This window comes from Micromonospora sp. NBC_01655 (assembly GCF_026339755.1).
Taxonomy (GTDB): Bacteria; Actinomycetota; Actinomycetes; order Mycobacteriales; family Micromonosporaceae; genus Micromonospora.
This window is the reverse complement of record NZ_JAPEQF010000001.1, coordinates 3,138,252-3,151,366: the sequence shown is the minus strand read 5'-3', so window position 1 is coordinate 3,151,366 and position 13,115 is coordinate 3,138,252. Positions and strand designations below refer to the sequence as shown.

The window sequence follows — 13,115 nt, the reverse complement described above, 5'->3', positions numbered from 1 at the left end:
GTACAACGGCGACGCCCCCTGCCCGCGCGTACCTTCCAGCCATGACCGAACCGCTGCCGTTGTGGATCGCCGGAACCGCGGTCCACGGCGAGACGACACTAGAGGTGCGCCACCCCTACGACGGCCGCCCGGTGGCGTGCACGACCTACGCCACCGACGCCCAGACCGAACGGGCGGTGGCCGCCGCCGACGCCGTCCGCCGGGAAGCGGCCACGCTTCCGATCCATGTGCGTGCCGAGGCACTGGCCGCGACGAGTCGCGTGCTCGCCGAGCGGGCCGAGGAACTCGCCCGGCTGATCACCGCCGAGAGCGGCAAGCCAGTGCAGTGGGCGCGGGCCGAGGTCGGCCGCGCCGTTTCGGTGTTCCGGGTGGCCGCGGAGTCAACCCGGACCTGGTCCGGTGAGGTGATGCGGCTGGACACCGACGGGTCCGCCGAGGGGCGGCTGGCCTACGTCCGCCGCGTACCCAAGGGGCCGGTGCTGGCCATCACCCCGTTCAACTTCCCGTTGAACCTGGTCGCGCACAAGGTGGCACCGGCGATCGCGGTGGGCGCCCCCGTCGTCGTCAAGCCGGCGCCCAAGACGCCGCTGTCGGCGCTGCTACTCGGCGAGATCATCGCTGCGGTCGGGCTGCCGGCCGGCATGGTGAGCGTGCTCAACGTGCCCGACGACCGGGTCGGCACGCTGGTCGGCGACACGCGCCTACCGGTCGTCTCGTTCACCGGCTCCGGTCCGGTCGGCGCGGCGATCGCGGCCTCGGTACCGCACAAGCACGTCGTCCTCGAGTTGGGCGGAAACGCCGCGGCCTACGTCAGCGCCGACTACGGCGGCGACGCCGACCTTGACTGGGCGGCGCGGCGGATCGCCACCTTCGCCAACTACCAGGCCGGCCAGTCCTGCATCGGAGTGCAGCGCGTCTACGCCGACGCGCAGGTGTACGAGCCGCTGAAGGAACGCCTCGTGGCGGCGGTGGCGGCGCTGCGCACCGGCGACCCGAATGACGAACAGACCCAGGTCGGCCCGCTGATCAACCGCGAGGCGGCCGAACGGGTCGAGTCCTGGGTGGCCGACGCCGTGACGGCGGGGGCCCGGCTGCTCACCGGCGGGAGCCGGACCGGAACGACGTACGCACCGACGATCCTGGAGGATGATCCGGCGAACGCGAGGGTCGTCCGCGAGGAGATCTTCGGCCCGGTCCTCGTGCTGCAACTGGTCGACGGGGCCGACGACGCGTTCCGGCGGATCAACGATTCGAGGTTCGGTCTTCAGGCGGGTGTCTTCACCCACGACCTCCAGCTCGCGTTCCGCGCACATCGCGACCTCGAGGTCGGCGGCGTCATCATCGGCGACGTGCCGTCATTTCGGGCGGATCAGATGCCGTACGGCGGTGTCAAGGAATCGGGGGTCGGCCGGGAGGGGGTCCGGTACGCCATGGCGGACTACACCCACGAACGGGTCATGGTCCTCACCGGGATCGACCTCTGACGCCCGGCGGGAGCCGTTCCGGGCGTGCTGGTGGTCGGACCGGGGCCATGGTCAGTTCGTGGGGATGAGGTCCGCGAGCAGTTTCTCGATCCGGGTCTTGATCTCGTCGCGGATCGGGCGCACGGCCTCGACGCCCTTGCCGGCCGGGTCTTCGAGTTTCCAGTCCTCGTAGCGTTTGCCGGGGAAGACGGGGCAGGCGTCGCCGCAGCCCATGGTGATCACGACGTCGGAGGCTTCGACGGTGTCGTATTCGAGGAGCCTGGGGGTCTGGTCGGTGATGTCGATGCCGACTTCGCGCATGGCTTCGACGGCGGCGGGGTTGATGGTCTCGGCGGGTGCGGAGCCGGCGGAGCGGACCTCGACGCGGCCGGCGGCGAGGTGACGTAGCCAGCCGGCGGCCAGCTGGGAGCGGCCGGCGTTGTGCACACAGACGAACAGGACGCTGGGCTTGTCGGGCACGAGGATTTTCCTTATCGGTCGGTGAGGTCGGCAAGCAGGGCCCGTACGCGGGTGTCGATGTCGTCACGCACGGCGCGTAGCACGTCGTCGGTCAGCGGCGGCATCTGGTTCATGACCGGCCCCCAGAGGTCGTGGCGGCCCGAGGAGAGCTCGCGGCCGGGAACAGGCGCCGGCGTAGGGCGAGGCTGACGTAGACCAGGGCGACCAGCACGGGTACCTCGATGAGCGGGCCGACGACACCGGCGAGGGCCTGGCCGCTGGTGACGCCGAACGTGCCGATGGCGACGGCGATGGCCAGCTCGAAGTTGTTGCCGGCGGCGGTGAACGCGAGGGTGGTGGTGCGCTCGTAGTTCAGGCCGATGGTCCGGCCGAAGGCGTAGGAGCCGGCCCACATGACCGCGAAGTAGACCAGCAGCGGCACGGCGATCAGCACGACGTCCCACGGCTGCGACGTGATGGCGTCACCCTGCAGGGCAAACAGGATGACGATGGTGAACAGCAGCCCGTACAGGGCGACCGGCCCGATCTTCGGCAGGAAACGGCTCTCGTACCAGGTGCGACCCCTGGCTCTCTCGCCAAGGCGGCGGGTGAGGTAGCCGGCGAGCAGGGGGATGCCGAGGAAGATCAGCACGTTGACCGCGATGTCCCACCCAGACACCTGCAACTGCGCGCCGGACAGATTGAGCCAGTCCGGCAGCACGGACAGGTAGAACCAGCCCAGCAGGCCGAAGGCGAGGACCTGGAACACGGAGTTGAGGGCGACGAGGACAGCGGCGGCTTCGCGGTCGCCGCAGGCCAGGTCATTCCAGATGATGACCATGGCGATGCAGCGGGCCAGGCCGACGATGATCAGGCCGGTGCGGTACTCGGCGTGGTCGGCGAGGAAGATCCAGGCGAGGGCGAACATCAGGGCCGGGCCGAGGACCCAGTTGAGCAGCAGCGAGGACAGCAGCAGCCGACGATCGCCGGTGACGGTGTCGAGCCGGTCGTAACGGACCTTGGCCAGCACCGGATACATCATGACGAGCAGGCCGAGCGCGATCGGCAGGGAGATCCCGCCGATCCTGACTGCTTCCAGGACGGTGTTCAGGCCGGGGATGAGTCGGCCGAGCAGCAGGCCGGCAGCCATGGCCAGACCAATCCACAGCGGGAGCAACTGGTCGAGGCGCGACAGCCGCGCGACGACCGTCGGCGATGCGTCGCCGACGGTGGCGGTGTTCGTCATGTCAGCAGGTCCTGAAGTTCTCGGAGTGGGCCCGGGCCTGCGCGGCGAGGTCGGCCAGGTGCAGTGCCGCACCCTGCAGGGCGTCCGGGACGAGCCGGTAGTAGGTGAAGCGGCCGCGTGGCTCGGCAGTCACGACGCCAGCTTCGCGAAGCAGCTTGAGGTGCCCGGACACGTTGGGCTGCTTCGCGCCGGTGTCCGCGACCAGGTGCGACGTCGTTGCCGGGCCGGCGGCGAGGCTCCGCACGATCTGCGCCCGTAGCGGGTCTCCCAACAACCGCACCACATCAGAATTAGCTGATATCAGCGCACCCTGATTCAAGTCGGGATGAGTTGCCAACGAGGAGGCGCCGGAAGCCGCAGACGCGGCTCCGGGCGGCGTGGCGGCGTTGCTGGTCAGCAGGTTGCCGAGCAGGTTCAGCGCCTCTGTGCGCACCCAGTAGTAGACCCAGGTGCCGCGGCGTTCGCAGTCGACCATGCCGGTCTCGCGCAGCACCCGCAGGTGATGCGAGATGGTCGCCCCGGTGAGTTCGAAGGCATCGGTCAGATCGCAGACGCAGATCTCCGTGGTAGCGGCGATGAGCGACAGCAGCCGCAGCCTGACCGGGTCGCCCAACGCCTTGAACAGCGGCGCCAACTCGCCGGCGGCCTGTGGCGCGAGAGCCTGCACCGACAGGGGAGGGCAGCAGCCCTGCGCCCCCGTGGTGTCCGGCACGGGAAGAACCGACATGCGCCTAGCTTGACAGGCGTCTAACCGAGATGCAAGGTGGGCTATCCGGTTCGACGAGAATCGAGACACCGATCAGTCGGGGTTGATACCCCTGGACCTGAAACGGGTCACAACCGTCGACCAGCCTGCGTGATCGACCCGGGCGTCGTGTCCGGCGACACGTGTTTGCCCACGCCAGGAACCAGGGAGAGTCGTCTGATGAGCAAGGACCAGACCGCCGCACCGTGCTGCGGCCCCGCCCAGGCCGCCGAGCAGGCCGACGCCTGCTGCGCCCCGGGCACGAAGACCGAGGCGATCGACGCGGGCGCGAGCTGCTGCGGCACCAGCAACGCATCAGCCACAGCTGATGACACGGTGCCGGCCCAGCCGGCCGGGGTGGCCGGTCGGGCCGGGCGGGTCGACGGGCCGCACCCGGTCGTGGTCATCGGCGCCGGTCCGGTGGGGCTGGCCGCAGCGGCACACCTGCACGAGCGGGGACTACCGTTCACCGTGCTGGAGGCCGGGCCGTCGGCGGGGGCAGCCGTGGCAGCGTGGGGGCACGTACGGTTGTTCTCGCCGTGGCGGTACAACATCGACCACGCCGCCCGCCGCCTGCTGGAGGCCGCCGGTTGGGCCGCCCCCGACGCCGACGTGCTGCCCACCGGTGCCGACCTGGTCGAGGCGTACCTTCAGCCGCTGGCGAAGCTGCCGCAGGTCGCGCCGTACATCCGCTATGACGCCCCGGTTGTGGCGATCGGCCGCGTCGGCGTGGACCGGGTCAAGACCGCCGGCCGCGAGAACGCGCCGTTCGTCGTCCGGCTCGCCACCGGCGAGGACGTGCTCGCCGCGGCGGTGATCGACGCCTCCGGCACCTGGCGCACCCCGAACGTGCTCGGCGCCAACGGGCTTGCCGCGCACGGCGAGACCGACCCGCAGAGCACGGCGCTGATCGACGGCGCGTTGCCCGACGTGTTCGGCGCCGACCGTGACCGGTTCGCCGGCCGACACACCGTCGTCGTCGGCGCGGGGCACTCCGCCGCGAACACGCTGCTCGCGCTCGCCGAGCTGGCCGAGCAGGAGCCGGGCACGACCATCACCTGGGCCACCCGTGGCGGTTCCGTCGACCGTGCGCTCGGCGGCGGGGACGCCGACGCGCTGCCCGGCCGCGGCGCGCTGGGCACCGGGACCAAGCTGCTCGTCGACTCTGGGCGCGTCCGGTTGGTCACCGGCTTCGCCGTACACGCCGTCACCGCCATCGACGGGCACGCCGAGCTGACCGCCCTCGACGGGCGCACGCTGGTCGCCGACCGGATCGTCGCCGCCACCGGCTTCCGTCCCGACCACACCATCGCCGCCGAGCTGCGCCTCGACCTCGATCCCGCGCTGGGATGCACCCGGACGCTGGCACCGCTGATCGATCCGAACGAGCACTCCTGCGGCACCGTGCGCCCGCACGGCGTCGACGAACTCACCCAGCCGGAGCCCGGCTACTTTGCCGTCGGCATGAAGTCCTACGGCCGCGCCCCGACCTTCCTGATGGCCACCGGCTACGAGCAGGTCCGCTCGATCACCGCAGCCCTCGCCGGAGACTGGACGGCCGCCCGCGACGTGCAGCTCGACCTCCCCGAAACCGGCGTCTGCTCCTCCACCCAGGGCTACCAGGCGATGCTCGACGACGCCGCCGGCCGCTTCGGCCTCGCCCCGGACGTCCCGAACCAGCTCATCTCCGCAGCCCTACGCCACCTGCCCACCGCAGGCACCATCGCCGCCGCCACCCGCGCCGCCGCCGACGAACTCGGCATCGACCCCGACATCGCGCTGCAACTCGCCTCCCTCGCCGGTAACCAGTTCGACACCATCGGCCAGGGCACGGCAGCCGCCGGTCTCCCGCGCGCCGAACTCGGCCTAGTCAACGTCTCCTCCTCCGGCGGCGGCTGCTGCGGGTGACCACCAGCCCCACCACCGACGTCCCCGCCGGCCACACCAGCGTCGGCGGGGACCGCCGCGGACGGACCACGGTCGCCGCGCTCGCCATCACCCAGACCATCGGCTACGGCACCCTCTACTACGCCTTCGCCGTCCTGCTCAACCCACTCGCCGCCGACCTGCACACCAGCACCACGGCGGTCACCGGGGCGTTCACCGCCAGCGTCCTCGTCGGCGCCGTCCTGGCAGTGCCGGTCGGTCGGTGGCTCGACCGCCACGGCGGCCGGGCCCTGATGGCCGCAGGCTCCGCGGCCGGAGTGCTGCTCCTGCTGCTGTTCAGCCGGGTCGACCAGCTGTGGCAGCTCTACGCGGTGCAGGTCGGCATGGGGGCCGCCTGCGCCGCCAGCCTCTACGAAGCCGCGTTCGCCGTCGTCATCGCCCTCACCAGCCCCGAACGCCGCGCGGGCTCCCTGCTTGCCGTCACCGTCGTCGCCGGCTTCGCCAGCACGGTGTTCCTGCCGCTGACCGGGTGGCTGGTCGACGCCCACGGCTGGCGCACCGCCCTGCTCGCACTGGCCGCCCTTCAGACGGTGACTGTGCCACTGCACGCCCTGCTGGTGCGCCGGCCCGCGCACCCCGTCCGGCCCCGGCACGATGCGGCGGCGAGCAACGGGGCGATACGGGGGGCGCTGGCCGACCGCGGATTCTGGCTGCTCGCACTCGGGTTCACCGCCCACACCGCCGCCATCAGCGCCCTCGCCGTCCACCTCATCGCGGCTCTCGTCTCGTGGGGCCACCGGCCGGCCTTCGCCGCCGCCATCGCCGGGCTGCTCGGCGTGCTGTCCGTCGCCGGACGCCTCCTCACCACCGGTCTGCAACGCCGTCACCGCACCACCACCATCACCGCCGCCGTCTTCGCCGTCCAAGCAGCCGCCGCACTGCTGTTGCCCATCGTCGGCACCACCACCGGCGGCGCGATCGGCGCCGTCATCGGCTTCGGCCTCGGCTTCGGTGTCGCCACCATCGCCAAACCCGTGCTCCTCGCCGAACGTTACGACACCGGCCGCTACGCCACCCTCGCCGGTATCCTCGTCGTCCCCATGACCCTCGCCAAAGCCGCCGGCCCCCTCGCGGCGGCCGCCCTGCAGGCCACCACCGGCAGCTACGCCCCGGTTCTGGCCGCAGTCGCGAGCTGCTGCGCTGTCGCGGCCGTCGCCATCGCCGCAGTCATCTCCCGACCGGCGGCCAGTCGCCACGCCAGGCCGTCCTGACGCGACGGCCGGAGGGGTGCCGGTGCCGAGATCGGTGGACGAGCTACCGGGACGGCGGACCGCCGCCTCGATCACCTACCGACTACGAACGATCAACGGTGCAGGCTCTGGAGGCCCGAACCGCATAACCGAGCCCTCCACACTTCCAAGGGATCGACACCTGGACGTTACCGCCGTGACGTGCAGGGGCAGAAGACGACCGGACGGGTCGGCCGGGGCACCGGGACCGGCACCTGGGCCGACCTGTCCACGTAGCTGGTCGTTGTCACATGACGTGTATGAAGGTGGACCAGCCGTGTCCGATCTTGACCGGAGTACCGAGACCGGCACCGCTGTGCGGGTAGTACCAGAGATTCCCGCTCGAATCGACACCCAGAACGTCAGCGGCGCCATCACCGCTCCAGTCCGCAGCCATCACGTGCTTGAAGGTCGCCCAACCGTGCCCGATCTTGACCGGAGTACCGAGACCGGCACCGCTGTGCGGGTAGTACCAGAGATTCCCGCTCGAATCGACACCCAGAACGTCAGCGGCGCCATCACCGCTCCAGTCCGCAGCCATCACGTGCTGGAAGGTCGACCAGCCATTGCCGATCTTGACCGGAGTACCGAGACCGGCACCGCTGTGCGGGTAGTACCAGAGATTCCCGCTCGAATCGACACCCAGAACGTCAGCGGCGCCATCACCGCTCCAGTCCGCAGCCATCACGTGCTTGAAGGTCGCCCAGCCATGCCCGAGCTGCGTGTAGCCGGACAGCCCATAGCTGTTGTTCGGGTAGTACAACAGTCTCCCGGAGGAGTCGACACCCAGGATGTCGGCGGCGCCGTCACCGCTCCAGTCCGCGGCCATCACGTGCCGGAAGGTCGACCAGCCGTGCCCGATCTTGACCGGGCTGCTGAGGCCGGCACCATTGTGGGGGTAGTACCAGAAGTCACCGTCGGCAGCGACCCCCAGAACATCGGCGGCACCGTCACCACTGAAGTCGGACACCCGTTCGCCGTCAGCCCCCGGCAGGCCGGCCGACAGCCTGTTCTGGCTCACCGGTGCGGTACCGGTGGGATAGTTGGTGCCGACCTCCACCGCATTGGGGATTTCGCGGCTCAGCTGCGAGTCGCAGTAGACGACATTCCAGTGCAGGTGCGGACCGGTCACGTTTCCAGTGGCGCCGGAGGCGCCGATATGCTGCCCCTGGGCCACCCGTTGTCCTTTGTTGACGATGGTGGCGCTGAGATGGGCGTACTGAGAGCAGCGATTGTTGCCGTGGTCGATTAGGGCGATGATGCCGCCACCGGTGCTCCATCCCTCGTAGTAGACGGTGCCGGCCGCCGAGGCGACGATCGGGGTGCCTTGCGGCATGGCGAAGTCAACGGCATGGCGGTTATAGGCGTCGTTGTGGGAGTAGCCGCTCCCGGGGGTCTGGGTAATGGTGTACGCGTATCCGGCCCGGTAAGGCAGCTTGAACGGCGCACCGCTGCCGGCATGTGCGAACTCCGGGGAAACCATTGTTCCGAGCCCGGCGACAAGCACAGCCAAGCTGGCTGCAATACTGCGACGCAAATGGGCCTCCTCGTATATTGGGCGGGGCGGAACGTTGACCTTGTGGGTACACGCCCATACGCGACTGACTATCGGGCGAACGTTCCGGCCCAGAGCATGTCCCAACGAGACCGAGACTGTCAAGAACGCCAATGAGCCATTTTAATCGTAACTGCGCCGTTCACGATGGGTTCCGGGGCTCTGAGATCGATGAGGGCGAGACTCCAGGCAAGCGGGCCGCCACCTCTCGCAACGGACCGTGACTCGAAGACTCCGCGTGCGGGGTGTTCAGGGCTGGTAGGCGGGCGTTCGGCCGTTCTCCTCGGCCCGCTGCCGTACCGCCGGAAGCGAACTGCGGTTCTCGTGCAGCGCGAGCAGCACCACCGAGGCCAGGACCAGCACCAGGCCGGTCCACTGGCTCGCGCCCAGTCGCCCGTCGAGCAGGGCGAGTCCGACCACGGCGGCCGTCAGTGGGAAGGCCAGTTCGGCCAGGGTCGCGTTCGACGCGGGCGTGCGCCGCAGGGCGTGGTAGTACAGCGACAGGGCGAGCAGGCCCGGTACGGCCGCAAGCAGCGCCAGCCGGGGTACCAGCTCCACCGGAACCGTGACCGGTGTCCAGGTCGCCGCAGCGAAGGTGGCGAGGGTGACCAGCCCGACGGTGAACCGCAGCGTGGTGATGTGCAGGAAGGACAGTTCGGCACTGACCATCCGGCCGAGGACGGTGCCGGCCGCCCAGAGGGCTGCGGCCCCGGTGGCCAGCGCGGCGGCGGCCAGGCCGCGAGGTTGCACCCCCAGCGGGTCGGGGAAGGCCAACAGCCAGGCGCCGACGACCGCGGGCACCGCGAAGAGGGGGAATCGTCGGCTCACCCGCTCCCCCAGCAACGCGGCGGCCAGGACGATCGCCAGCGCCGGTTGCAGCTTCTGCAACACCTGCGGCGTGATCGGGTCGCCCAGCCGGAACGCGGCGGTGAAGAGCGTTGTGGCCAGCGCCGAGGAGCCGGCCCCGATCACCAGCACGGCCAGCTTCGTCCGCACGGAGGAACGGAGGAGCGAGCGTACGGCCGGGATCAGCCAGGGCGACACCAGGAGCACGAGGACGACGTGTTCGGCCAGGACCACGCTCAGCGCCGGAAGCTGCCGGGAGAGCGGTTCCCGCAGCAGGCCCGAGAAGCCCCAGAGGCTGGCGGCGACGGCGACCAGCCACGTGCGGTCGCCGGAGGCCCGGCTGGCGAGCAGGGTCATCGTGTCCTCTCCGAGACGCGGGTACCGAACCGTTGATCAGTATCAGGCAACCGACCGGGTCGGCCGGTTCGCGGTCGGCACCGATGACCCGGCCCACGAGCGGGTCGCCCCGCCGAGCCGGTCCATCCCGAGCGAGCGCAGGTGGGCGACGGTGTCCACGTCCCGCCGCAGCCCAGGCGCGGTCACCGGGAGATCGTGGTATCCGTCGGCGAGGAACCGGCGGCGCGAGTCGGCGCCGAGGAAGGGCCGGAACTCGCCGGGCACGGTGAGGGTCACCATGGTGGTCCCGGTGCCGTCGTCGTCCGAGACGATGGCCCGTGGGTGGGATCCGGCTGCCGCCAGTACCGCGTCGTAGTCCGTGGGCCGTGCTCCGGCGAGATCGGCCATGGCGACGGCCAGCCGCGCGTCGGGGAGCGCCTCCCCGGCGATGGTGAGCGCGTCGAGAACCTCCCGGTTGAGGTCCGGCCCACGGGTGCTGCCGGCGACCACGGCACCGGTGGACAACGCCGCGCCGACCACCTCCGGGTCGGTCGCGGCGACGACGACGGCGCGCACCCGACGGGCCCGGATCAGCTCGCCGACGACGTCGAGCAGCATCGCCCGGGCCAGCCCGCGCCGTTGCGCGGGGTCGAGGCCGACGCAGCGGGTCTTGGCCGCCGTGAATGACTTGGCCGGTACGACCACCACCCACGAGCCGTCCGTCATGCGTCGGGTTCCATCCTGGTCAGCCGCCCGTACAGCTCGGGTCGCCGGTCGCGGAGGAAGGGGCGTCGACGGCGGGCGAGGTCGACCAGGCTGAGGTCGACCTCGGCCACCGCCACGTCGTCCCGGTCGTCGGCGGCCTGGGCGAGCACGCCGCCGTCGGGGCCGTAGACCGCGCTGAGCCCGAAGTAGTCCTTCACACCTTCGGTGCCGACCCGGTTGGCGCAGATCACGAAGAGGCCGTTGAACACCGCGTGGGCGCGCAGCTCCAGCTGGAACACCTCACGCATCGGGGCGCTCGCCGAGGCGACGGGAACGCAGAGCACCGATCCGCCGCGCAGGGCGACCACCCGGCTCAGCTCGGGGAAGTGCCGCTCGTAGCAGATGATGGTGCCGACGCCGGTCTCACCGGTCTGGACCACCTCCGGCTCGGCGCCGCCCGGTTGGAAGTAGAACTTCTCCGGGAAGCCGTTGGAGAACGGCAGGTGCGACTTGCGGTACACCGACCTGAGTTCGCCGTCGACGTAGGTGCAGGCGGTGTTGTGGTACACCCCCGGCACCTGCCCCGCCTCGAAGATCGACGAGATGACGGTCATCCGGTGCCGCTTCGACCGCTCGGCCGCCATCCGGTTGGACGGGCCGTCGAGTCCCTCGGCGTACCGGAAGTAGTCGAGGTCGGGCTCCGGTTGGACGAACGGCACCGCGAACAGCTCCGGCAGCAGCAGGATCCGGGCATCCTGAGCGGCGGCGTCGTCGATCAGGTCGGCGGCCCGGCCGATCGTCTCTGCCCGGTCGTCGGTGGCACGAAGTTGCAGGGCTGCGAGTTTCACGCGGGGACCTTTCCGACCGCCGGGGCCAGGCCGGTGAGGGCCAGCCCGGAACGGGTCTTGTACCGCTTGTTCACACTGATCAGGACTGCGGTCAGGGGTTCCAGTTGGCGGGCCAGCCGCAGCCGGCCGGCGTCGAGGCCACGGCCGCCGGTCACGTCGGCGGCGAGGGCCATCACCTTCTCCTTGGCGGCGACGTCGTCCCCGCAGACCAGGACGTCCTCGTGGCTCAGGTCCGCCTCCGGGTCGAGCAGGAGGGGGGCGGCCAGGTGGTGGAACGCGCCGACCACGGTGGCCGAGGCGACGATTCCGGCGGCCTCCTCGGCGCCGCTGCCGGCCGAGACGGTACGGCCGTACGGCCCGAACCGGTCGAAGCTGAGCGGGTTGACGCAGCTGACGACGAGTTTGCCGGCCAACGCCGGCACCAGGCTGGTCACCAGTTGGGCGTGTCCGTCGTACGGCACGGCGAGCAGCACGATGCCTGCGCTCTCCGCAGCCGCCAGGTTCGTCGCACCGGTGATCCGGGCACCGACGGCGAGCCGGGACAGTTCCTCGGCGGCGGCCGTGGCCCGCTGAATGTCGCGTGAGCCGAGGACGACCTCGTGTCCGGCACGCGCCAGGCGGTAGCCCAGCCCCCGGCCCTGCGGGCCGGTGCCACCGACCACGGCGATGCGGGTGGAATGGCTCTCGGTCATCGGGTCACCCCTTCGCGGCCTGGGCGAGCCGGGTGAGGGTCTGCTCCTTGTCGCCCAGGGTGGAGATGATCGGGCAGCGCACCCCGGCCTCGTGGTACGACTGCAGCTTCTGGAAGGCGTCGTCGGTGGAGCCGCAGGCGGTGACGTTCTGCACCAGGCTGTTGGGGACCAGCCGCATCGCCCGCTTGATGTCCTCCGGCGTCGCGGGCCAGCCGGCGATCTCCTGCAACCGGTCGACGAGTTCGCGCTCGACCCCGCAGTGCTCGGCGATGTGCGGCTGCTGGCAGAGGTAGAGGGTGAGGAATGCCTTGCACGCGTCGATGGCCTCCTGCGGGTCGTCGTCGTTGACGCTGCACGACACGATCTGGGTCAGGTCGATGCCGTCGCGGCCGTCGGTCCGCTTGGCCACCCCCCGCTCGATCGCGGCACGGGCGCCGACCATGTACGACGGGGGGAGCAGGAAGTCCATGTGCACGCCGTCGCTGATCTCACCGGCGAGTTCGAGCATCCGGGGGCCGACCGCGCCGATGTAGATCGGGATGTCGACCGGCTTGTTCTCGCGGTACATGCTGTCGAAGCGCACGTCCGTCATCTGCACGAACTCGCCGTCGAAGGAGACGACCTCGTTGCGGAAGAAGGTCTGCAGGACGGTGATGTACTCGCGCATCGATTTGATGGGCTTGGACAGTGGCTGGCCGACCTTCGTCGCCAGCGGCTCCCACCAGGCGCCGATGCCCAGGATCGCCCGGCCCGGCGCGACCTCGTCCAGGGTCTTGAAGGTGACCGCCATCAGGGCCGCGTTGCGGCTCTTGTTGTTGACGACGCCGGTGCCGATCTTCACGTTCCTCGTCCGGCTCGCGATGATCGCCGCCGGGACGATGCCGTCGCGGGCGAGTCGTCCCTCGGCGACCCACACGGACTCGAACCCGTTCTGGTCGGCGAACTCGGCCTGCCAGTAGGTCTGCTCCAGGCTGAGTCGCTCACCGACGTGGATACCCAGGGGAAGTTTCATCTCGGTGTCAGCTCCGCTCGGTCGTGGTGGAG

General features: G+C 70.5%; 12 protein-coding genes and 1 pseudogene. 3 read left to right on the top strand and 10 right to left on the bottom strand.

Going from position 1 to position 13,115, the window contains the following annotated elements:
- Nucleotides 1–41 precede the first annotated feature (41 nt).
- Nucleotides 42–1,484: an aldehyde dehydrogenase family protein gene (locus OOK41_RS14865; RefSeq protein ID WP_266265445.1), complete on the top strand. Its 1,443-nt coding sequence runs from the start codon at nt 42–44 to the stop codon at nt 1,482–1,484.
- A 51-nt stretch (nt 1,485–1,535) separates the two neighbouring features.
- Here the strand turns inward: OOK41_RS14865 and OOK41_RS14860 are convergent, their stop codons facing one another.
- The 4 genes and pseudogenes from OOK41_RS14860 to OOK41_RS14845 form a co-directional block, all read right to left on the bottom strand.
- Nucleotides 1,536–1,943 (bottom strand): arsenate reductase ArsC, encoded by a 408-nt coding sequence (locus OOK41_RS14860; RefSeq protein ID WP_266265444.1) that lies wholly within the window; start codon nt 1,941–1,943, stop codon nt 1,536–1,538.
- A 109-nt stretch (nt 1,944–2,052) separates the two neighbouring features.
- Nucleotides 2,053–3,168, bottom strand: a complete 1,116-nt coding sequence (gene arsB, locus OOK41_RS14855) for an ACR3 family arsenite efflux transporter (protein ID WP_266265443.1) — start codon at nt 3,166–3,168, stop codon at nt 2,053–2,055.
- Nucleotide 3,169: 1 nt separating this feature from the next.
- Nucleotides 3,170–3,448 (bottom strand): helix-turn-helix transcriptional regulator, encoded by a 279-nt coding sequence (locus OOK41_RS14850; RefSeq protein ID WP_256371546.1) that lies wholly within the window; start codon nt 3,446–3,448, stop codon nt 3,170–3,172.
- A 144-nt stretch (nt 3,449–3,592) separates the two neighbouring features.
- Nucleotides 3,593–3,895: pseudogene (locus tag OOK41_RS14845) on the bottom strand (ArsR/SmtB family transcription factor); the annotation flags it as partial.
- A gap of 198 nt (nt 3,896–4,093) precedes the next feature.
- Here OOK41_RS14845 and OOK41_RS14840 point away from each other — a divergent pair.
- The gene (locus OOK41_RS14840) at nt 4,094–5,821 is read left to right on the top strand and encodes an FAD-dependent oxidoreductase (protein WP_266265442.1); all 1,728 of its coding nucleotides are present in this window, start codon (nt 4,094–4,096) and stop codon (nt 5,819–5,821) included.
- The gene (locus OOK41_RS14835) at nt 5,818–7,071 is read left to right on the top strand and encodes an MFS transporter (protein ID WP_266265441.1); all 1,254 of its coding nucleotides are present in this window, start codon (nt 5,818–5,820) and stop codon (nt 7,069–7,071) included. The genes OOK41_RS14840 and OOK41_RS14835 overlap by 4 nt, the downstream gene beginning before the upstream one ends.
- 265 nt (nt 7,072–7,336) lie before the next feature.
- Here OOK41_RS14835 and OOK41_RS14830 read toward each other — a convergent pair whose 3' ends face one another.
- The 6 genes from OOK41_RS14830 to OOK41_RS14805 form a co-directional block, all read right to left on the bottom strand.
- The gene (locus OOK41_RS14830) at nt 7,337–8,626 is read right to left on the bottom strand and encodes a VCBS repeat domain-containing M23 family metallopeptidase (RefSeq protein ID WP_266265440.1); all 1,290 of its coding nucleotides are present in this window, start codon (nt 8,624–8,626) and stop codon (nt 7,337–7,339) included.
- 267 nt (nt 8,627–8,893) lie between these two features.
- Nucleotides 8,894–9,847 (bottom strand): DMT family transporter, encoded by a 954-nt coding sequence (locus OOK41_RS14825; protein ID WP_266265437.1) that lies wholly within the window; start codon nt 9,845–9,847, stop codon nt 8,894–8,896.
- Between the two features lie 42 nt (nt 9,848–9,889).
- Nucleotides 9,890–10,552 (bottom strand): 2-phospho-L-lactate guanylyltransferase, encoded by a 663-nt coding sequence (gene cofC, locus OOK41_RS14820; RefSeq protein WP_266265435.1) that lies wholly within the window; start codon nt 10,550–10,552, stop codon nt 9,890–9,892.
- Nucleotides 10,549–11,379: a carbon-nitrogen hydrolase family protein gene (locus OOK41_RS14815; protein WP_117670058.1), complete on the bottom strand. Its 831-nt coding sequence runs from the start codon at nt 11,377–11,379 to the stop codon at nt 10,549–10,551. Before OOK41_RS14815 ends, cofC begins: the two co-directional genes overlap by 4 nt.
- Nucleotides 11,376–12,071, bottom strand: coding sequence for an NADPH-dependent F420 reductase (npdG, locus tag OOK41_RS14810; RefSeq protein WP_266265432.1), 696 nt, complete (start codon nt 12,069–12,071; stop codon nt 11,376–11,378). Before npdG ends, OOK41_RS14815 begins: the two co-directional genes overlap by 4 nt.
- A gap of 4 nt (nt 12,072–12,075) precedes the next feature.
- Nucleotides 12,076–13,083 carry an LLM class flavin-dependent oxidoreductase gene (locus tag OOK41_RS14805; protein ID WP_117670056.1) on the bottom strand — a complete coding sequence of 336 codons (1,008 nt, stop codon included), beginning with the start codon at nt 13,081–13,083 and terminating at the stop codon, nt 12,076–12,078.
- Between the last annotated feature and the right edge of the window lie 32 nt (nt 13,084–13,115).

Bases quoted from the DNA above. Each gene is read 5' to 3' on its own strand.
- npdG (WP_266265432.1), bottom strand. From the start codon at position 12,071: ATGACCGAGAGCCATTCCACCCGCATCGCCGTGGTCGGTGGCACCGGC.
- OOK41_RS14840 (WP_266265442.1), top strand. From the start codon at position 4,094: ATGAGCAAGGACCAGACCGCCGCACCGTGCTGCGGCCCCGCCCAGGCC.
- arsB (WP_266265443.1), bottom strand. From the start codon at position 3,168: ATGACGAACACCGCCACCGTCGGCGACGCATCGCCGACGGTCGTCGCG.
- OOK41_RS14865 (WP_266265445.1), top strand. From the start codon at position 42: ATGACCGAACCGCTGCCGTTGTGGATCGCCGGAACCGCGGTCCACGGC.
- OOK41_RS14825 (WP_266265437.1), bottom strand. From the start codon at position 9,847: ATGACCCTGCTCGCCAGCCGGGCCTCCGGCGACCGCACGTGGCTGGTC.
- OOK41_RS14805 (WP_117670056.1), bottom strand. From the start codon at position 13,083: ATGAAACTTCCCCTGGGTATCCACGTCGGTGAGCGACTCAGCCTGGAG.
- cofC (WP_266265435.1), bottom strand. From the start codon at position 10,552: ATGACGGACGGCTCGTGGGTGGTGGTCGTACCGGCCAAGTCATTCACG.